Source organism: Pseudomonas sp. HLT2-19-2, from assembly GCF_054898005.1.
This window is the reverse complement of sequence record NZ_CM142712.1, coordinates 258188-278241: the sequence shown is the minus strand read 5'-3', so window position 1 is coordinate 278241 and position 20054 is coordinate 258188. Positions and strand designations below refer to the sequence as shown.

17 protein-coding genes and 1 pseudogene are annotated in these 20054 nt (G+C 55.9%); 12 read left to right on the top strand and 6 right to left on the bottom strand.

Annotation, left to right across the window (positions count from 1 at the left end):
- Nucleotides 1-5: 5 nt before the first annotated feature.
- Nucleotides 6-1205 carry a hypothetical protein gene (locus ACYZTU_RS01280; RefSeq protein ID WP_461967462.1) on the bottom strand — a complete coding sequence of 400 codons (1200 nt, stop codon included), beginning with the start codon at nt 1203-1205 and terminating at the stop codon, nt 6-8.
- 4 nt (nt 1206-1209) lie between these two features.
- Nucleotides 1210-1950 (bottom strand): SDR family NAD(P)-dependent oxidoreductase, encoded by a 741-nt coding sequence (locus ACYZTU_RS01275; protein WP_461967460.1) that lies wholly within the window; start codon nt 1948-1950, stop codon nt 1210-1212.
- 233 nt (nt 1951-2183) lie between these two features.
- Between ACYZTU_RS01275 and ACYZTU_RS01270 the strand changes: the two are divergent.
- A pseudogene (locus ACYZTU_RS01270) lies at nt 2184-2590 on the top strand (transposase); the annotation flags it as partial.
- Nucleotides 2591-3040: 450 nt separating this feature from the next.
- Here the strand turns inward: ACYZTU_RS01270 and gyrB are convergent.
- Genes gyrB through dnaA form a run of 4 tightly spaced genes read right to left on the bottom strand, consistent with a single transcriptional unit; the run spans nt 3041 to nt 9251 of the window.
- The gene (gyrB, locus tag ACYZTU_RS01265; protein ID WP_461967458.1) at nt 3041-5458 is read right to left on the bottom strand and encodes a DNA topoisomerase (ATP-hydrolyzing) subunit B; all 2418 of its coding nucleotides are present in this window, start codon (nt 5456-5458) and stop codon (nt 3041-3043) included.
- 5 nt (nt 5459-5463) lie between these two features.
- Entirely contained in the window at nt 5464-6567 is a 1104-nt protein-coding gene (recF, locus tag ACYZTU_RS01260) for a DNA replication/repair protein RecF (RefSeq protein WP_449644461.1), read from the bottom strand.
- A gap of 20 nt (nt 6568-6587) precedes the next feature.
- Nucleotides 6588-7691: a DNA polymerase III subunit beta gene (gene dnaN, locus ACYZTU_RS01255; RefSeq protein WP_461967456.1), complete on the bottom strand. Its 1104-nt coding sequence runs from the start codon at nt 7689-7691 to the stop codon at nt 6588-6590.
- Between the two features lie 39 nt (nt 7692-7730).
- A complete protein-coding gene (dnaA, locus tag ACYZTU_RS01250) occupies nt 7731-9251 on the bottom strand; it encodes a chromosomal replication initiator protein DnaA (protein WP_461967454.1) in 1521 nt (506 codons plus the stop codon).
- 567 nt (nt 9252-9818) lie between these two features.
- Between dnaA and rpmH the strand changes: the two genes are divergently transcribed.
- From rpmH to atpB, 11 genes are all read left to right on the top strand, one after another.
- Nucleotides 9819-9953, top strand: coding sequence for a 50S ribosomal protein L34 (rpmH, locus tag ACYZTU_RS01245; protein WP_003213577.1), 135 nt, complete (start codon nt 9819-9821; stop codon nt 9951-9953).
- A 16-nt stretch (nt 9954-9969) separates the two neighbouring features.
- Nucleotides 9970-10371: a ribonuclease P protein component gene (gene rnpA, locus ACYZTU_RS01240; protein WP_027926203.1), complete on the top strand. Its 402-nt coding sequence runs from the start codon at nt 9970-9972 to the stop codon at nt 10369-10371.
- On the top strand, nt 10364-10609 hold the full coding sequence (gene yidD / locus ACYZTU_RS01235; RefSeq protein ID WP_074872215.1) for a membrane protein insertion efficiency factor YidD: 246 nt from the start codon (nt 10364-10366) through the stop codon (nt 10607-10609). The genes rnpA and yidD overlap by 8 nt, the downstream gene beginning before the upstream one ends.
- Nucleotides 10610-10611: 2 nt before the next feature.
- Nucleotides 10612-12297 (top strand): membrane protein insertase YidC, encoded by a 1686-nt coding sequence (yidC, locus tag ACYZTU_RS01230; protein WP_461967452.1) that lies wholly within the window; start codon nt 10612-10614, stop codon nt 12295-12297.
- 79 nt (nt 12298-12376) lie between these two features.
- Nucleotides 12377-13747, top strand: coding sequence for a tRNA uridine-5-carboxymethylaminomethyl(34) synthesis GTPase MnmE (gene mnmE / locus ACYZTU_RS01225; RefSeq protein WP_461967450.1), 1371 nt, complete (start codon nt 12377-12379; stop codon nt 13745-13747).
- Nucleotides 13748-14297: 550 nt separating this feature from the next.
- Nucleotides 14298-16190 carry a tRNA uridine-5-carboxymethylaminomethyl(34) synthesis enzyme MnmG gene (mnmG, locus tag ACYZTU_RS01220; RefSeq protein ID WP_461967449.1) on the top strand — a complete coding sequence of 631 codons (1893 nt, stop codon included), beginning with the start codon at nt 14298-14300 and terminating at the stop codon, nt 16188-16190.
- The gene (gene rsmG / locus ACYZTU_RS01215; RefSeq protein WP_461967447.1) at nt 16187-16831 is read left to right on the top strand and encodes a 16S rRNA (guanine(527)-N(7))-methyltransferase RsmG; all 645 of its coding nucleotides are present in this window, start codon (nt 16187-16189) and stop codon (nt 16829-16831) included. The genes mnmG and rsmG overlap by 4 nt, the downstream gene beginning before the upstream one ends.
- A gap of 18 nt (nt 16832-16849) precedes the next feature.
- A complete protein-coding gene (locus ACYZTU_RS01210; RefSeq protein WP_461967445.1) occupies nt 16850-17647 on the top strand; it encodes a ParA family protein in 798 nt (265 codons plus the stop codon).
- Between the two features lie 9 nt (nt 17648-17656).
- Complete coding sequence (locus ACYZTU_RS01205; RefSeq protein ID WP_131059035.1) at nt 17657-18529, top strand: ParB/RepB/Spo0J family partition protein; 873 nt, start codon at nt 17657-17659, stop codon at nt 18527-18529.
- Between the two features lie 147 nt (nt 18530-18676).
- On the top strand, nt 18677-19084 hold the full coding sequence (locus ACYZTU_RS01200) for a F0F1 ATP synthase subunit I (RefSeq protein ID WP_007948092.1): 408 nt from the start codon (nt 18677-18679) through the stop codon (nt 19082-19084).
- Nucleotides 19085-19100: 16 nt separating this feature from the next.
- Nucleotides 19101-19970: a F0F1 ATP synthase subunit A gene (gene atpB, locus ACYZTU_RS01195; RefSeq protein WP_282379783.1), complete on the top strand. Its 870-nt coding sequence runs from the start codon at nt 19101-19103 to the stop codon at nt 19968-19970.
- The last annotated feature ends 84 nt before the right edge of the window (nt 19971-20054 follow it).

Genomic DNA, 20054 nt, shown 5'->3' with positions numbered 1-20054 from the left:
ACTCATCAGTAGACTCTGGTCAGGTAAAGGACGGGGATGGTGCTGTATAGCCAATAGAATGGCTGCATGCGGTTGTGATCAGCGCCGATGACAATGGGATTTTTCCACTGCTTGGCAAACACTTTGCCAATCGCCGCGTATTCCGCCCCCTGGGCATACAGCACCTGCATCAATTCATCATTGCTGCGCTGCTGATGCCAGGCCTGATAAAGCGCAAGCCTCGCGTTCAAGATCGCGGCGTAGTCCAGATCGTTGTCAACGATGCAGCCGTTATCGCGGTTTGCCAGGCGCTGCTGGGCCTCAACGGTCAACGCATTCCAGCTGTCCTCACCGCCGGCCGCCTCAGCGATCATGATCGTTTCAGTATCGTGCCCGAGGACGTCGAGGATCTTCTGCTGGCTGATTCGCAGTTTATGGGCGAAGCCTTCACGTGTTTCCTTGAGACGGCTCAACGTACGGGCGTCGAACCCTTCAAAATCCCCGGCGGCGATGGCGATCCGTGTATCAATGCCGTGTTTTTGCAGCACGGCCTGTAAGTCGGGCAGCGTCTTGACGACACGTCCGGCGACCAACCCGATACTTTCGCCCAAATAGTCGAAGGTGTAGCGGAGTCGGCCATTCTTGTTCTCGTAGCCATAATCAGGACAGACTGGGGAAACCAGCGTGATGGTTTCTCCGGCAAGTCCCTTGGCCAAGGTCTCAGCGAAACGCGCGACAAAGTGAGGCGCCGACTGGGCGAATGACAGACGTTCAAAAGCCTGTTCCAGGTCCACCACCAGTTCGTCCGGCAGCGCTCGCATCGCCGGGTAACGCACTTTCAAGGCCGGCGTCGTCGCCGTGTTGTCATTGACCGCGCACAGCAGCAAGTTCAACAGCGACGGGCGGCTTTGATTGATATACGGCTTTTCCAGAACTAGCGTTTTCTTGTTTTGATGGGTACGAACTTCCCATTGAAAGCCGGGAAACTTTGACTGAATAAAACGATAAAACGGCATGTAGCGCGGAAGTCCGGTGGCTTCATCGTCCGAATGTCGAAACCGGGCATATACCGCCGACAGTTTTACAACTTCTTCTTCAATGCAAAGTGCCTTGACCAGATCAGAGGGCGGTAGTTGGGAAAGCGATATGGGTGACAATACGCGCTTGCTGATGAGTTTGTGGGTAAGTTTATTTCTAACGTAATAGCGTGCGAGAGATTGGCTCATGGAGTCACCGGTACGAAAGTTCCTGGTCAGCAGGCATCAGTTCAATAAGATTGATATTGACGTGTGGCGGCTGTTGCAGCGCCCAAAGGATCGACTCTGCAACATCCATTGGCTCAAGCGGCGTCAGAGTGCTATACGCCCGCTCGGCCATGGTCGCGTCACCGGCACACTGAACGAGCGCAAACTCCGAGCGGGTCTTGCCGGGCGCAATGTTGGTCAGCCGTACTTTAGTGCCTACCAACTCCGTGCGCAGACACCGTCCAAAGTGATCGACAAATGCCTTGGATGCCGCATAAACATGGCCGCCCTTATAGTGATAATGAGCGCCAATGGAAGTGAGGTTGATCACATGCCCGCAGCCGCTTTTTATAAGGGTTGGTAATAGCGCTCTCGTGACATTGATCAAGCCCTTAATATTGGTATCCAGCATGGTTGACACATCGTCATCAGAAACATCCAACAGCGCGCCTTGGCCCTGGATTAAACCAGCACAGTTGATGAGTTTGCTGATCTGTGCAAAGTCAGCAGGAAGATCTTTAAGGCGAGTCTTGAGCAACGCGTTGTCACGAACGTCAATGCTCAACGAGTAAAAGCGTCCGCGGAATTCATCGGCCATGGCAGACAATCGTTCGGTACGCCGTCCGATGCCAATGACCTTGAATCCCTGCGCAATCAACCTGTTGGCACACGCCAGCCCAATGCCCGATGTCACCCCAGTTACGACGACCGTTGCGTCATTATTCAATTGAAGCGCCTTTTGATTTTTTTATGGATAACCGAGAGCAGAAGCGTCGGTGCCTAGTGAACACGTAGATTAGAAAGCATCACGGGCGGTGTACCGGTACGGCGATGGCAGGGAGCAGCAAACTGTCTGGTGCCGCGACCATGACAGTTGAAGGGCGTTCTATTTTTAGAAATCGTGAAGGGGGGGACTTTTGTAGTGGTCTAATGAAACCGGACACCCATTTAGGCGAGAATGCTCGCCGTTCACTCGGCGTCGGCGAGTCGGCACTACGCTGTTGGGTCGACCAGGTTCAGCAGGAGCGAAAAGGCGTTACCCCGCAGAGCAAAGCGCTGACACCGGAATAGCAGAAAATCCAGGAGCTGGAAGCCCGGATCACCCGGCTTGAACGGGAATAATCGATATTAAAAAAGGCTACCGCGCTCTTGATATCGGAAGATCACGAGCGTACGCGCTGATCAATCAGCTGAGCGTCCATGAGCCGGTTGATTGGCTATGCAACGTATTTGAAATCAACCGCTCAAGTTACTACGCCCACCGCCTAAAGCGCCGAACGCCGGATGTCGAACGACTTCGGTTGCGCAGCCGGGTGAGCGAGTTGTTTTCACAAAGTCGCAGTGCTGCCGGCAGCCAAGAGATTGTGTAGTTTTCTGAAGTAGTCCTTCGACACCTTGCCTTCCCAAACAACTAAACAACCTTCTTTGACGCTGCTCACCACGCTGTCCCGATTGAAACGCCCCCACATTGCCACGAGCCGAAATGTCTTCTCGATTTCCCATCCCGATCACTTCATCTGTGACGACCTGAATGAATCCGTTGGGGAATGAAGGCGAGGGTGCCTAACGCGAAAATATCAGTCTGCACCAGCTACTCGAATCCAAAGGGCAACGGGTACTTGGGGGAGGATGCAGATGAGTGACCCGCCGCATTTTGGACACACGAACAGCCTTCCCGTCTTGCACTTTGGACGAGGAAGGCTCCAGCTAGATTCCCCAAAAAAAAAGGCCAACCCCCATGGGTTGGCCTTTTTTCAAACGTGGCGAAAGCAGCATATTGAGAAATTCGGCAGCTTTTTTGTGATCCTACAGCTGAATCAGAAGTCCAGGTTAGAAACCGCCAGGGCGTTGCTTTCGATGAAGTCACGACGAGGCTCGACCGCATCACCCATCAGGGTGTTGAAGATCTGGTCTGCGCCAATGGCGTCTTCGATGGTCACTTTGAGCATCCGGCGCTGGCTTGGGTCCATGGTGGTTTCCCACAGCTGATCCGGGTTCATTTCACCCAGACCTTTGTATCGCTGGATGGTGTGACGCTTGGTGCTTTCGGTCATCAGCCATTCAAGGGCTTCCTTGAACTCGGTGACCGGCTTCTTGCGCTCGCCACGCTGGATGTACGCGCCGTCGTCCAGCAAGGTGCTCAGTTGAGCGCCCAGAGAAACCACAGTCTTGTAATCGTTGCTGCCGAAGAAATCGCGGTTGAAAGTGACGTAGTTCGACAAGCCGTGGGAGATCAGTTCGACCTCAGGCAGCCAGACATTACGTTCACGGTCTTCACGCAAGCTGGCTTTGTAAACCAGGCCAGACTTCTCGACGGTGCGCAGACGAACTTCGTACTGGGCCAGCCAATCCTGCATCGCTGCGTGATCGGACAGTTGCTCCATGCTCACTGCCGGCAAGTAGATGAAGTGTTCGGTCAGTTCCTGTGGGTACAGGCGCGACAGACGCTTGAGGGTCTTCATCACCAGACGGAAGTCATTCACCAAACGCTCAAGGGCTGCTCCGGAAATACCCGGTGCTTCCTCGTTCAAGTGCAGGCTCGCGTCTTCCAGGGCCGACTGCGTCATGTACTCTTCCATGGCGTCGTCGTCTTTGATGTATTGCTCTTGCTTGCCCTTCTTGACCTTGTACAGCGGTGGCTGAGCGATGTAGATGTAACCGCGCTCGATCAGCTCCGGCAACTGACGGAAGAAGAAGGTCAGCAGCAGGGTACGGATGTGCGAACCGTCGACGTCAGCATCGGTCATGATGATGATGTTGTGGTAACGCAGCTTCGCGATGTTGTACTCGTCGCGGCCAATACCGCAGCCAAGCGCGGTGATCAAGGTTCCCACTTCTTGCGAAGAGATCATCTTGTCGAACCGCGCCTTCTCGACGTTCAGGATCTTGCCTTTCAGCGGCAGGATGGCCTGGGTTTTACGGTTACGTCCCTGCTTGGCGGAACCGCCAGCAGAGTCACCTTCCACGAGGTACAGTTCGGAAAGGGCAGGGTCTTTTTCCTGGCAGTCAGCCAGTTTGCCCGGCAGGCCGGCGATATCCAGCGCGCCTTTGCGACGAGTCATCTCGCGGGCTTTACGTGCCGCTTCGCGAGCGCGAGCCGCATCGATCATCTTGCCGACGACCAGCTTGGCTTCGTTCGGGTTTTCCAACAGGAAGTCGGAGAAATACTTGCCCATTTCCTGTTCGACCGCGGTTTTCACTTCGGAAGAAACCAGCTTGTCTTTGGTCTGGGAGCTGAACTTCGGATCCGGCACTTTTACCGAGATGATCGCGGTCAGGCCTTCACGGGCATCGTCACCGGTGGTCGCGACTTTGTGCTTCTTCGCAAGACCTTCAGCTTCGATGTAGGTGTTCAGGTTGCGCGTCAGTGCGGAACGGAAACCCACGAGGTGAGTACCGCCATCGCGCTGCGGAATGTTGTTGGTGAAGCACAACAGGTTCTCGTTGAAGCTGTCGTTCCACTGCAGGGCGATTTCCACGCCGATGCCGTCTTCACGCTGGACGTTGAAGTGGAACACCTGGTTGACCGGCGTCTTGTTGGTGTTCAGGTATTCAACGAACGCACGCAGACCGCCTTCATACTTGAACAGCTCTTCCTTGCCGCTGCGTTCATCCTTGAGGACGATACCGACACCGGAGTTGAGGAAGGACAGTTCACGAATCCGTTTGGCCAAGATGTCCCAGCTATAGTGGATATTCTTGAAGGTTAGATCGGACGGTTTGAAGTGAATCTGGGTGCCGGTGGTTTCGCTTTCACCGACGATTTTCATCGGTTCTTGTGGAACACCGTGAATGTAGGTCTGTTCCCAGATCTTGCCGCTGCGGCGCACCGTGAGAACAAGCTCTTCGGACAGCGCGTTCACCACCGACACACCTACACCGTGCAGGCCGCCGGATACTTTGTAGGAGTTGTCATCGAACTTACCGCCGGCGTGCAGCACGGTCATGATGACCTCGGCTGCCGAAACGCCTTCCTCTTTGTGCACATCTACCGGGATGCCACGACCGTTGTCGCGAACGGTGATGGATTCGTCCGGGTGGATGATAATGCTGATGTCGTCGCAGTGGCCGGCGAGAGCTTCGTCGATCGAGTTATCGACCACTTCGAACACCATGTGGTGCAGACCGCTGCCATCGTCGGTGTCACCAATGTACATACCGGGACGTTTGCGTACGGCATCCAGGCCTTTCAGCACTTTAATGCTCGTTGAGTCGTACGTATTTTCTTCGCTCAATGCCTTCACTCCCGATGGTCGTGGGTCTGGGTGATACGGCCCTGTTCCACGTGGAACAGAGCGACTGGCGTTTCCGTCTGCCAGCCTTCCCTCAATAATTCGTGATCTACACAGGTGATAAACACCTGGCAGCGTAAGTCTTCCAGCAAGCGGCAAAGCGCGCGACGGTGGTGCTCGTCCAATTCGGACGGCAGGTCATCCACCAGATAAATACACTGGCCGCGTCGGGCCTGGCTGACCAAATGCCCTTGGGCAATCCGCAAAGCACAGACCACCAGCTTCTGCTGACCCCGGGACAAGATGTCTGCGGCATTGTGTGCGCCCAATCTAAGACGCAAATCAGCACGCTGTGGTCCTGCCTGGGTATGACCCATTTGCTGATCGCGCTGAAGGGACCCGGTGAGCACTGCACTCAGTTCGCGGTCTTTGTCCCAACCTCGGTAATAGCTGAGCGTTAAGCCCTCGAGCTCAACCAGTTCGCTCAAGGTCTGTTCAAAGACTGGTTTCAAGGCTTTGATATAAGCGCGGCGGTATTCATCAATTTCAGCGCTGGCCTGGCACAGTTCCCTGTCCCAAACCGCTTGCGAAACGGCGTCAAGTGTACCATGCCGCAGCCAAGAGTTTCTCTGGCGCAGGGCCTTCTGCAAGCGCTGCCAGGTAGACATGAACCGTGGTTCCACGTGGAACACGCCCCAGTCGAGAAACTGCCGACGAATCTTCGGCGCGCCTTCCAGCAATCGGAAGCTGTCTGGGTTGATCAACTGCAGTGGCAGGATTTCCGCCAGTTGCGCCGCGCTGCGTGCGTTCTGCCCGTCGATGCGGATCTGAAACTCCCCTTGGCGGTCGCGGGAGATCCCCAAGGCGCTGTGCCCGCCCTCGGCCAATTCAACCTGGCCAAACACCGTGCACGCCAATTGCTCGTACTGAATGACCGGCAGAAGACGGCTGCTACGAAACGAACGGGCAAGCCCCAGCAGGTGAATGGCTTCCAGTACACTGGTTTTGCCGCTGCCGTTGGCGCCGTAAAGAATGTTGATTCGGGGGGAGGGGGAGAAGGTCACCGGGTGCAGATTGCGCACCGCGGTGACCGAGACGCGACTTAAGGACATCTAGCTTCTGCTGAGCATGATTACAGACGCATCGGCATGACAACGTAAGCCGAGTCGTCGTTGTCAGACTCTTGCACCAGCGCACTGCTGTTGGAGTCGGACAGGATCAGACGAACCTGCTCGGTGGTCATCACACCCAGCACGTCAAGCAGATAGCTCACGTTGAATCCGATTTCCAGATTGCCGCCGTTGTATTCAACGCCCACTTCTTCTTCCGCTTCTTCCTGCTCCGGGTTGTTCGCTTGAATCTTCAGCTGGCCGTTAGCCAGTTGCAGACGAATGCCGCGGTACTTCTCATTGGACAGAATCGCAGTACGGCTGAAGGCTTCACGCAGAGCCTGGCGATCGCCGAGTACCAGTTTGTCGCCGCCCTTAGGCAGGACGCGCTCGTAGTCAGGGAATTTGCCGTCGACCAGTTTCGAGGTGAAGGTGAATTCGCCAGTGGTGGCGCGGATGTGGTGTTGACCCAACACGATGCTGACAAGGCCATCCGGTTCGGTCAGCAGGCGCGCCAGCTCGAGAATACCTTTGCGTGGAACGATGACTTGATGACGATCCGGCTGACCGATATCGGCCTGCATTGAGCACATGGCCAGGCGGTGACCATCAGTGGCCACGGCGCGGATAATGCCAGCCGAAACTTCCAGCAGCATGCCGTTGAGGTAGTAACGCACATCCTGCTGAGCCATCGCGAAGCTGGTGCGTTCGATCAGGCGACGCAGTTTGCTTTGCTCAAGGCTGCACGTCAGCGAGCCTGGGCCTTCTTCCACAGTCGGGAAGTCATTGGCCGGCAGTGTCGACAGGGTGAAGCGGCTACGGCCGGCCTTCACCACGAGCTTCTGCTCGTCGACCTTGATGTCGATCAGCGCATCGTTCGGCAAGCTCTTGCAGATGTCCATCAGCTTGCGCGCAGGCACAGTGATAGAACCTGGATCCGCAGGCTCTTCGAGTTGCACACGACCGACCAGCTCGACTTCCAGGTCGGTACCGGTCAGCGACAGTTGCTGGCCTTCGACAACCAGCAGCACGTTGGAGAGCACCGGCAAGGTCTGTCGACGCTCGACGACGCCTGCGACCAGTTGCAGGGGTTTCAACAGGGCTTCGCGTTGAATGGTGAAATGCATGGTCTCGTCCCTTGCCTTAATAAGCTGCGCTGGTGTTCATCAAGTGGTCAGTGTACGCAGCAGGTTCTTGTAGTCCTCGCGAATGTCCGCGTCGGATTCCTTGAGTTCGTTGATCTTGCGGCAGGCGTGCAAAACAGTCGTGTGGTCTCGGCCGCCAAACACGTCGCCGATTTCTGGCAGGCTGTGGTTGGTCAGTTCTTTGGACAAAGCCATGGCGACCTGACGCGGACGAGCTACCGAGCGCGAACGACGTTTAGACAGCAAGTCGGAGATCTTGATCTTGTAATACTCAGCGACAGTGCGCTGAATGTTATCCACAGAGACCAGTTTGTCTTGCAGTGCCAATAGATCTTTCAGGGATTCGCGAATCAGCTCGATGGTGATATCGCGGCCCATGAAGTGCGAGTGGGCGATTACGCGTTTGAGCGCGCCTTCCAGCTCACGGACGTTGGAACGGATACGCTGGGCGATGAAGAACGCCGCGTCATGGGGCAGATCGACTTTGGCCTGATCGGCCTTTTTCATCAGGATCGCCACGCGGGTTTCCAGCTCCGGCGGCTCGACGGCGACCGTCAGGCCCCAACCGAAACGGGATTTGAGTCGCTCTTCGAGGCCTTCGATTTCTTTCGGGTAGCGGTCACTGGTAAGAATGACCTGCTGGCCACCTTCAAGCAGGGCGTTGAAGGTGTGGAAAAACTCTTCCTGGGAACGTTCCTTGCGGGCGAAGAACTGAATGTCATCGATCAACAACGCATCCACCGAACGGTAGAAGCGCTTGAACTCGTTGATCGCGTTCAGCTGCAGGGCCTTGACCATGTCCGCCACGAACCGCTCGGAATGCAGGTACACGACCTTGGCATTCGGATTCTTCTTTAATAGGTGGTTACCCACAGCGTGCATCAAGTGGGTTTTACCCAAGCCGACGCCACCATAAAGGAACAGCGGGTTGTAACCGTGCTTGGGGTTGTCCGCCACTTGCCAGGCCGCAGCCCGTGCCAGTTGGTTTGACTTGCCCTCGACGAAGTTTTCGAAGGTAAAGGTGCGGTTCAGGTAGCTGGTGTGCTTGAGCGCACCTTCGACCTGCACCGTGCGCTGTTCGGCGCGAATCGGTGCCTGTTGCGAACTGGCACCGGCCATCGGGTCGAAGCTGTCACGTGAAGGCTCTTGATTAACCTCGGCAATTTTTTGCGTCGAACGCTTGGCCGGGGCGGCTACCGAGGATGGCGCCGGTGCGCTGGCAGGTGCGTGAGCGGCCTGAGCCTGTGAGGCAGCGGCGGCCAACGGAGCATTCGGGGCGGCACGTGGTGCCGAACTGCGTTTGCTGCCTATTAATAAGGAAAGCGCCGGCGCTGTGCCATTGCCATTCTCATCCAGCAGTTCAAGGACGCGGCCCAGGTACTTTTCGTTGACCCAGTCGAGAACAAAACGATTCGGTGCGTAAACACGCAACTCGTCGCCTTCGGCTTCGACCTGTAGTGGACGGATCCAAGTGTTGAATTGTTGGGCAGGCAGCTCATCGCGCAAAAGCTCCACGCACTGCTGCCAAAGTTCCACTGACACGGATATCCCCTAAGTTGAAAGCCGGTGAGGCAAAAACAAGCCGCCATTGTAGCCGACCAGACGCCGACTTATCCACATGAAGGTTGTCTACTGCCCAAGAAGAATCAGTGCGTTATACGAAAAAAAGACGACCAGCGGTCTGTGCATAAGCTCTGTGGATAACCGGGTCTAAGGTCGTTGCACAAGTGGGGGCAAAACTCGGTGGATAACCTCTCTGTGGATAAGTCCCCCTTTCACACACAGCTTATCCGATAGTGCAGCACAGGCTGAACACCGTTTTCCACTGTACTTGTCATTCTCTGTACATCACGTATTTAAAGGGCTAATGGCAGTTATCCACAGAGAATCGTGCCCTTAGCTTTTATAAGCGTTATAGAAAAGCTTTAAATACTTTCCTTTTTAATTTTTATATCTATCGAAGGACCCGGGGCAGGAAAACGCCTGGAGATCTATTTATAAGGAAACGCTGGTTGGAAATTGACCTAGAGGCTTGCTTTCTCTAGAATCCCCGGTCTCTTAAAACGGGGGCCATTCCGGCCCGTTGTGGACGAACCAGGTAACACGACAATGAAACGTACTTTCCAACCAAGCACTATCAAACGCGCTCGTACCCACGGTTTCCGTGCTCGCATGGCTACCAAAAACGGTCGTGCCGTCCTGTCGCGTCGTCGCGCCAAAGGTCGTGCGCGTCTGGCAGTTTGATAATCCGGCACTGGAGGTGAGTCAGGACTTCAGTCGGGAAAAGCGCCTGCTTACTCCCCGGCATTTCAAGGCAGTCTTTGACTCCCCTACCGGCAAGGTTCCGGGGAAAAATCTCCTGCTCCTTGCGCGCAACAACGATCTTGATCACCCCCGTCTCGGGCTGGTTATCGGGAAAAAGAGCGTAAAGCTCTCCGTCGAGCGCAATCGCCTCAAACGTCTGATGCGCGAATCGTTCCGTCTGCACCAGGATTCACTGGTCGGCTGGGACATTGTTATCGTCGCGCGCAAAGGTTTGGGGGACGTAGAAAACCCCGAATTGATTCAGCATTTCGGCAAACTCTGGAAGCGTCTGGCACGCAGCACGCCAGTACCAGCAGTCAAAACCGAAACTGTAGGGGTCGACAGTCCCGATGCGTAAACTGGCACTCGTTCCGATCCAGTTTTATCGCTATGCCATTAGTCCTCTGATGGCCAGTCACTGTCGCTTCTACCCCAGTTGTTCCTGCTACGCGTATGAAGCCATAGAAAATCATGGCCTTCTGCGCGGTGGCTGGCTGGCCTTTCGTCGTTTAGGTCGCTGTCATCCGTGGAATCCCGGTGGTTATGACCCGGTTCCATCTATCCCTACCTCCCGTTCTTCTTCGATGGCCGAGTAATCATGGATATCAAACGCACGATCCTGATCGTCGCCCTGGCAATCGTGACCTACGTTATGGTTCTTAAATGGAACCAGGACTATGGCCAGGCTGCCCTGCCGACTCAGAATGTTGCTTCCAGTACTACCGCACCGGGCCTACCGGATACGGCGACTGGCAATAATGCTTCTGTCAGTGACGACATTCCACGCGCCGCAAGCGAAACCAGTGCAACTGCACCTGCTGAAACGCCAGTGGCTGCAAGCAAAGACCTCATCCAGATCAAAACGGATGTGCTCAACCTGGCTGTCGATCCACAAGGTGGCGATGTTGCCCAGTTGACGCTGCCACTGTATCCACGTCGCCAGGACCATCCGGACATTCCATTCCAGCTGTTCGATAACGGCAACGAACGGACTTATCTGGCCCAGAGCGGTTTGATCGGCACCAACGGTCCGGACGCAAATCCTGCAGGTCGTCCGGTTTACTCCTCAGAGAAGAAGGTTTACCAGTTGGCTGACGGTCAGGACCAATTGGTCGTAGACCTGAAGTTCAGCAAGGACGGCGTCAACTACATCAAGCGTTTCACCGTGAAACGTGGCCTGTATGACGTAACCGTTTCCTACCTGATCGATAACCAGAGCGCTCAGCCTTGGTCCGGTGCAATGTTTGCGCAGTTGAAGCGTGACGCCAGCTCCGATCCTTCTTCCAGCACGGCGACCGGCACCGCGACTTACCTGGGCGCCGCCCTGTGGACAAGTAACGAGCCGTACAAGAAAGTGTCGATGAGCGACATGGACAAGGCTCAGCTGAAAGAAACCGTAACCGGTGGTTGGGTTGCCTGGTTGCAGCACTACTTCGTGACCGCATGGATTCCGGCCAAGGGCGAAAATAACGTCGTCCAGACCCGTAAAGACAGCAAAGGCAACTACATCATCGGCTACACCGCCCCGGCGATGACTGTCGCGCCAGGTGCAAAAGCCGAGACCAGCGCCGTTCTATACGCCGGTCCGAAAAGCCAGGCTGTGTTGAAAGAGTTGTCCCCAGGTCTGGAACTGACCGTCGACTACGGCATTCTGTGGTTCATTGCCCAGCCAATTTTCTGGCTGCTGCAACATATCCACGCGCTGATCGGCAACTGGGGCTGGTCAATCATCTTCCTGACCATGCTGATCAAAGGGATCTTCTTCCCGCTGTCGGCAGCCAGCTACAAATCCATGGCCCGCATGCGTGCAGTGGCACCGAAACTGGCCGCGCTGAAAGAGCAACATGGCGACGACCGGCAGAAAATGTCGCAAGCCATGATGGAACTGTACAAGAAAGAGAAGATCAATCCGCTGGGTGGTTGCTTGCCAATCCTCGTGCAGATGCCGGTTTTCCTTTCGCTGTACTGGGTTCTGCTGGAAAGCGTTGAAATGCGCCAAGCGCCGTTCATGCTGTGGATTACTGACCTGTCGATCAAGGATCCGTTCTTCATTCTGCCGATTATCATGGGTGCAACCATGTTCATCCAGCAGCAGTTGAACCCGACACCTCCGGATCCGATGCAGGCCAAGGTGATGAAGCTGATGCCAATCATCTTCACCTTCTTCTTCCTGTGGTTCCCGGCTGGTCTGGTGCTGTATTGGGTCGTGAACAACTGCCTGTCGATCGCCCAACAGTGGTACATCACTCGTAAAGTCGAAGCGGCTACTAAAGCAGCTGCCTGATTTACACTGTGAATAACCACTCAAAACGCCCCCTAGTGGGGCGTTTTGCTATCTGTCACTTTTGTCTGGATACCGGTTTATGAGCGTTCCTCGTGAAACCATTGCCGCCGTCGCCACCGCGCAGGGTCGCGGCGGTGTGGGCATCGTCCGCATTTCCGGGCCGCTGGCGCGCGTTGCGGCCAAAGCCTTCAGCGGTCGTGAACTCAAGCCACGATTCGCCCACTACGGCCCATTTCTCAGTGAAAACGATGAGGTCCTGGATCAAGGCATCGCACTGTATTTTCCGGGCCCGAACTCGTTCACCGGTGAGGATGTGCTGGAACTTCAGGGCCATGGCGGTCCGGTAGTTCTGGATATGCTGCTTCAGCGTTGCCTGGAACTCGGCTGTCGGTTGGCACGGCCAGGTGAATTCAGCGAGCGGGCGTTCCTCAACGACAAACTCGATCTGGCTCAGGCCGAGGCAATTGCCGACTTGATCGAGGCGAGTTCTGCACAGGCTGCACGAAATGCCCTGCGTTCCTTGCAGGGCGCATTTTCCGAGCGTGTGCATAACCTCACCGAGCAACTGATTGGCCTGCGCATCTACGTCGAAGCGGCTATCGACTTCCCGGAAGAAGAAATCGACTTCCTCGCCGATGGCCATGTACTGAGCATGCTCGACAAAGTGCGTGACGAGTTATCCACCGTACTCCGAGAAGCCGGGCAGGGGGCCCTGCTGCGTGACGGGATGACCGTGGTGATCGCTGGCCGGCCGAATGCCGGTAAATCTAGTTTGCTCAACGCCTTGGCCGGACGAGAAGCAGCGATCGTGACCGAGATTGCCGGTACCACCCGGGATATTCTTCGTGAACATATCCACATTGATGGCATGCCGCTGCACGTGGTCGACACCGCAGGTCTGCGAGATACCGACGACCAGGTGGAAAAAATCGGCGTCGAACGAGCGTTGAAAGCGATCGGTGAGGCTGATCGCGTGCTGTTGGTGGTCGATGCAACCGCTCCTGAGGCACTTGATCCGTTCGCGTTATGGCCGGAATTCTTGGAAGTCCGTCCGGATCCGGCGAAAGTCACGCTAATCCGTAACAAGGCTGACCTTACTGGCGAAGCCATTGCCCTGGAAATCAGCGAGGATGGCCACGTCACCATCAGCCTGAGCGCCAAGTCCGCAGGTGAAGGGCTGGAATTGCTGCGTGATCATCTCAAGGCCTGCATGGGCTACGAACAGACCTCGGAGAGCAGCTTCAGTGCTCGTAGGCGTCACCTTGACGCGTTGCGTCATGCCAGTGCTTCCCTCGAGCACGGCCGTGCGCAGTTGACCCTGGCCGGTGCCGGCGAACTGCTGGCCGAAGATTTGCGCCAGGCTCAGCACTCTTTGGGTGAAATCACCGGGGCATTCAGCTCCGATGACCTGCTGGGACGAATCTTTTCCAGCTTCTGTATCGGTAAATAATCCTTCCGTAGTCCACAGACAGGCCATTCGTGCCTGTCTGTTCCCTCCTTTTCCTGAATTGTCCTCCAGTGCCAGTCAGATTCTTTCTGCTTGTGTGGATTTTCCGTGTCCAGAATTTGCTAATTCAGCGTTTTTCTGTGGATTAAGCCCTGTGAATAACTGCCACTAAGGCCAGTTGATAACAGGGCCCCAAAACTGAAGATAACCGCCCCTGTGGATAACCACCGCTTTAATCCACAGGCTTAAACTGGTTATCCAAGGGCCTTATTGGCACATGGTCACAGGGTTTTGAATCTCTGTACATATTGAATATAAAGGCCTGTAGAGATCTATCCACAGAAATGGTGCTCAGTAGAAATAAACATAAAAACAAAGATTTAATAAATTTCTTTCTTTTTAATTTCTATAACCGCGACTTCTCCACAGCTGGTTAAATTTTGTGCAAAGGGTTCTTTAGGAAGGGCGAAGTCCCTATACTTGCCGCCCAGGTCCAAAAACCTGAGCTCAAACTATTCCTGATTACCTAACTGAAGCAGGCACGAGGTGCGTGGTGGATTTCCCTTCCCGTTTTGAAGTGATCGTCATCGGCGGCGGTCATGCCGGTACCGAGGCAGCACTGGCCTCAGCACGTATGGGTGCAAAAACCCTGTTGCTGACGCATAACGTGGAAACCCTCGGCGCCATGAGTTGCAACCCCGCTATCGGCGGCATTGGCAAAAGCCACCTGGTCAAGGAAATCGATGCCCTCGGCGGCGCGATGGCCATCGCCACCGATAAAGGTGGTATTCAGTTTCGCGTGTTGAACAGCCGTAAAGGCCCGGCCGTGCGAGCGACTCGCGCTCAGGCTGATCGGGTTCTGTACAAGGCCGCTGTCCGCGAAATCCTCGAAAACCAGCCGAACCTGTGGATATTTCAACAGGCAGCCGACGACCTGATCGTCGAGCAAGAACAAGTGCGCGGTGTTGTCACTCAAATGGGCCTGCGTTTCTTCGCGGACTCCGTGGTGTTGACCACTGGCACCTTCCTCGGTGGACTTATCCACATAGGCATGCAGAATTTTTCCGGTGGCCGTGCCGGTGATCCGCCGTCGATCGCCCTGGCTCACCGATTGCGTGAAATGCCACTGCGGGTTGGTCGACTGAAAACCGGCACACCGCCGCGTATCGACGGTCGTTCGGTGGATTTCTCGGTGATGACAGAACAAGCCGGCGATACGCCGATCCCGGTGATGTCGTTCATGGGTTCCAAAGATCAACATCCGAAACAGGTCAGCTGCTGGATTACCCACACCAACGCCCGCACCCACGAAATCATTGCCGCCAACCTTGATCGCTCGCCGATGTATTCCGGTGTGATCGAAGGAATTGGCCCGCGTTACTGCCCGTCGATCGAAGACAAGATCCATCGCTTTGCCGACAAGGAAAGCCATCAGGTCTTCATCGAACCGGAAGGCCTGACGACCAACGAGCTGTACCCGAACGGGATATCCACATCCCTGCCGTTCGACGTGCAATTGCAGATCGTGCAATCGATCCGCGGCATGGAAAACGCGCACATCGTTCGTCCGGGTTACGCCATCGAGTACGACTACTTCGACCCGCGTGACCTGAAGTACAACTTGGAAACCAAAGTCATCGGCGGTCTGTTCTTCGCCGGGCAAATCAACGGCACCACCGGCTACGAAGAAGCCGGCGCCCAAGGTTTGCTGGCCGGGGCCAACGCCGCACTGCGTGCTCAGGGCAAAGATGCCTGGTGCCCGCGTCGCGACGAGGCGTACATCGGGGTGTTGGTCGACGACCTGATTACCCTGGGTACCCAGGAACCGTATCGGATGTTTACGTCCCGCGCCGAATACCGCCTGATCCTGCGCGAAGACAACGCCGATCTGCGCTTGACCGAAAAAGGTCGCGAACTGGGTCTGGTGGACGACGCGCGTTGGTCGGCGTTTTGCATCAAACGCGAAAGCATCACGTTGGAAGAGCAGCGCCTGAAAAGTACTTGGGTTCGCCCGGGTACCGAGCAGGGCGATGCGATTTCCGAGAAGTTCGGTACGCCGCTGACCCACGAATACAACTTGCTCAATCTGCTGAGCCGTCCGGAAATCGACTACGCTGGTCTGATCGCCGTGACCGGTGGGGGCGCAGAAGATCCGCAAGTCGCCGAGCAGGTCGAAATCAAGACCAAATACGCCGGTTACATCGATCGCCAGCAGGATGAAATCGCACGGCTGCGGGCCAGCGAAGACACAAAACTGCCTGTGGATATCGATTACACGAATATTTCCGGTCTCTCCAAAGAGATCCAGAGCAAGCTCGGTGTGACCCGTCCAGAGACTCTGGGCCAGGCGTCGCGTATCCCGGGCGTGACGCCGGCAGCGATTTCGCTGTTGATGATTCATTTGAAAAAACGCGGCGCGGGCCGTCAGTTGGAGCAAAGCGCTTGAGTTCGTTGGTCACCTCGCAACATGCAGAAGAGTTATCCACAGGTGCTCGCCAACTCGGCGTGACACTGACAGAAACCCAGCATGCGCAGCTGCTGGGTTATCTAGCCCTGTTGATCAAATGGAACAAGGCGTACAACCTGACCGCCGTACGCGATCCGGATGAAATGGTTTCCCGTCACTTGCTCGATAGTTTGAGCGTGATGTCGTTCGTCAAAAACGGTCGCTGGCTGGACGTGGGCAGCGGTGGTGGCATGCCGGGTATCCCGATGGCCATTCTGTTTCCAGAGTCCCAAGTGACCTGCCTGGACAGCAACGGCAAGAAAACCCGCTTTCTGACTCAGGTCAAACTCGAACTCAAACTGGATAACCTGCAAGTTATCCACAGTCGCGTCGAAGCTTTTCAGCCTGCACTGCCGTTCAACGGGATCATTTCCCGGGCATTCAGCAGCATGGAGAACTTCAGCAACTGGACTCGTCACCTCGGCGACGCCGATACGCGTTGGTTGGCAATGAAGGGCGTTCATCCGGCCGATGAGCTGGTAGCATTGCCGGCAGACTTCCACCTCGATAGCGAACATGCCTTGGCCGTACCCGGTTGCCAAGGCCAACGCCATCTGCTGATACAGCGCCGCACGGCATGATTGGGAACACAAGCAAGAATGGCTAAGGTATTCGCGATAGCGAACCAAAAGGGTGGTGTGGGCAAGACCACCACCTGCATCAACCTCGCAGCTTCCCTGGTCGCTACCAAGCGTCGGGTGCTGTTGATCGATCTCGATCCACAGGGCAACGCCACCATGGGTAGCGGTGTGGATAAACATGGCCTGGAAAACTCGGTCTACGACCTGCTGATCGGCGAATGCGATCTGGCCCAGGCCATGCACTACTCCGAGCACGGTGGTTACCAACTGCTGCCGGCCAACCGTGACTTGACCGCGGCCGAAGTGGTTCTGCTGGAAATGCAGATGAAGGAAAGCCGCCTGCGCAGTGCGTTGGCGCCGATCCGTGAAAACTACGATTACATTTTGATCGACTGCCCGCCGTCGCTGTCGATGCTCACGCTTAACGCACTGGTTGCGGCTGACGGGGTGATTATCCCCATGCAGTGCGAGTATTTTGCGCTCGAAGGCTTGAGTGACCTTGTGGATAACATCAAGCGCATCGCAGAACTGCTGAACCCGAACCTGAAAGTCGAAGGCCTGTTGCGGACCATGTATGACCCGCGCCTGAGCCTGATGAACGATGTTTCGGCGCAGCTCAAGGAACACTTCGGCGAGCAGCTCTACGACACGGTGATTCCGCGCAACATCCGCCTGGCCGAAGCGCCAAGCTATGGCATGCCGGCGCTGGTGTACGACAAATCATCGCGGGGCGCCATTGCCTATCTGGCATTGGCCGGCGAGATGGTTCGCCGTCAACGCAAAAACTCACGCACCGCCGCTGCTCAGGCAACTTAAGGAATCCCCATGGCCGTCAAGAAACGAGGTCTCGGACGTGGACTGGATGCACTGCTGAGCGGTTCGACTGTCAGCTCGCTGGAAGAACAAGCGGTGCAGGCAGATCAGCGTGAGCTGCAGCACCTGCCCCTGGACCTGATCCAGCGCGGCAAGTACCAGCCGCGTCGGGACATGGACCCACAGGCCCTGGAAGAGCTGGCACAGTCGATCAAGGCTCAGGGCGTGATGCAGCCGATCGTGGTTCGTCCGATCGGCAGCGGTCGCTTCGAAATCATCGCAGGCGAACGTCGTTGGCGCGCCAGCCAGCAGGCTGGCCAGGAAACCATCCCGGCAATGGTTCGCGATGTGCCGGATGAAACCGCGATCGCGATGGCACTGATCGAGAACATCCAGCGCGAAGACCTCAATCCGATCGAAGAAGCGGTGGCCTTGCAGCGTTTGCAGCAGGAATTCCAGCTGACTCAGCAACAAGTGGCCGAAGCGGTGGGCAAATCACGCGTCACTGTGGCCAACCTGCTACGCTTGATCGCGTTGCCGGAAGTCATCAAAACCATGCTGTCGCACGGCGACCTGGAAATGGGTCATGCCCGTGCGTTGCTCGGTTTACCGGAGAATCAACAGGTTGAAGGGGCGCGACACGTTGTCGCACGGGGGCTGACTGTGCGTCAAACTGAAGCACTGGTTCGCCAGTGGTTGAGTGGCAAACAGGAACCTGCTGAACCGGTAAAGCCGGACCCCGATATTGCTCGACTCGAACAGCGTCTGGCTGAGCGCCTAGGCTCTGCGGTGCAGATCCGCCACGGGAAAAAGGGGAAGGGGCAGTTGGTGATCGGTTACAACTCCCTCGATGAGCTTCAAGGTGTGCTTGCACACATCCGCTGAAACATTTCCTCATGTAGCGAGCAGGTGGAAATCACTACCTGACAGTTGAATAGGGGCAGAACCGCCCCTATACTTTGCGCGCATTTTGTCGGCACAAATTATGCCAAGTTATTGAATTCTGGCAGCCGATCATTGGGAGTAAAAACGATGGAGAGCCGCACGCCAAACCGCTTGCCGTTCCATCGTCTGGCAGTTTTTCCGGTATTACTGGCTCAATTTGTCGTTTTGGTACTGGCCGCTTTGGCGCTTTGGTACTGGCATGGAGTCGTAGCCGGGTACTCAGGACTTTGCGGAGGCCTGATAGCCTTGCTGCCCAATGTTTATTTCGCTCACAGGGCATTTCGGTTTTCCGGCGCCCGGGCAGCTCAAGCCATCGTCCGGTCTTTTTATGCCGGCGAGGCGGGCAAACTAATTTTGACGGCAGTGCTCTTTGCATTGACGTTTGCAGGTGTGAAGCCATTGGCGCCGCTAGCTGTATTCGGCGTCTTCGTGTTGACCCAACTGGTCAGCTGGTTCGCGCCCCTGCTGATGAGAACAAGACTTTCGAGACCTTAGGGCGTTTGAGGCAACCATGGCAGAGACAACCGCTTCGGGCTATATCCAGCACCACTTGCAGAACCTGACCTTCGGGCAGCTACCTAACGGCGGCTGGGGCTTTGCGCACACCGCAGCAGAAGCCAAGGAAATGGGCTTCTGGGCTTTCCACGTCGATACGCTTGGCTGGTCGGTCGCGTTGGGTCTGATCTTCGTTCTTCTTTTCCGCATGGCGGCGAAGAAGGCGACTTCGGGTCAGCCTGGTGCTTTGCAGAACTTCGTTGAAGTATTGGTCGAATTCGTCGATGGCAGCGTGAAAGACAGCTTCCATGGCCGTAGCCCGGTGATTGCACCGCTGGCACTGACCATCTTCGTCTGGGTCTTCCTGATGAACGCCGTCGACCTGATCCCGGTCGACTGGATTCCTCAGCTGGCCATCCTGATCACGGGTGATGCGCACATTCCGTTCCGTGCCGTATCGACCACTGACCCGAACGCTACCCTGGGCATGGCCCTGTCGGTGTTCGCGTTGATCATTTTTTACAGCATCAAGGTCAAGGGCATCGGCGGCTTCATCGGCGAATTGACCCTGCACCCGTTCGGCAGCAAGAACATTTTTCTTCAAGCCTTGCTGATTCCGGTGAACTTCCTGCTGGAGTTCGTGACACTGATCGCCAAGCCAATCTCTCTGGCACTGCGTCTGTTCGGCAACATGTACGCCGGCGAACTGGTCTTCATTCTGATCGCTGTGATGTTCGGCAGCGGTCTGCTCTGGCTTAGTGGCCTGGGTATAGTTCTGCAGTGGGCGTGGGCTGTGTTCCACATCCTGATCATCACCCTGCAGGCGTTTATCTTCATGATGCTGACCATCGTTTACCTGTCGATGGCGCACGAAGAAAACCATTAAGACCAGTCTTGACTAGTCTGATGTCCCACTCGGTCAAACGAGTGGGTGCCCGAACAGGGCTATGAAACGATTTGTTTTACCGCT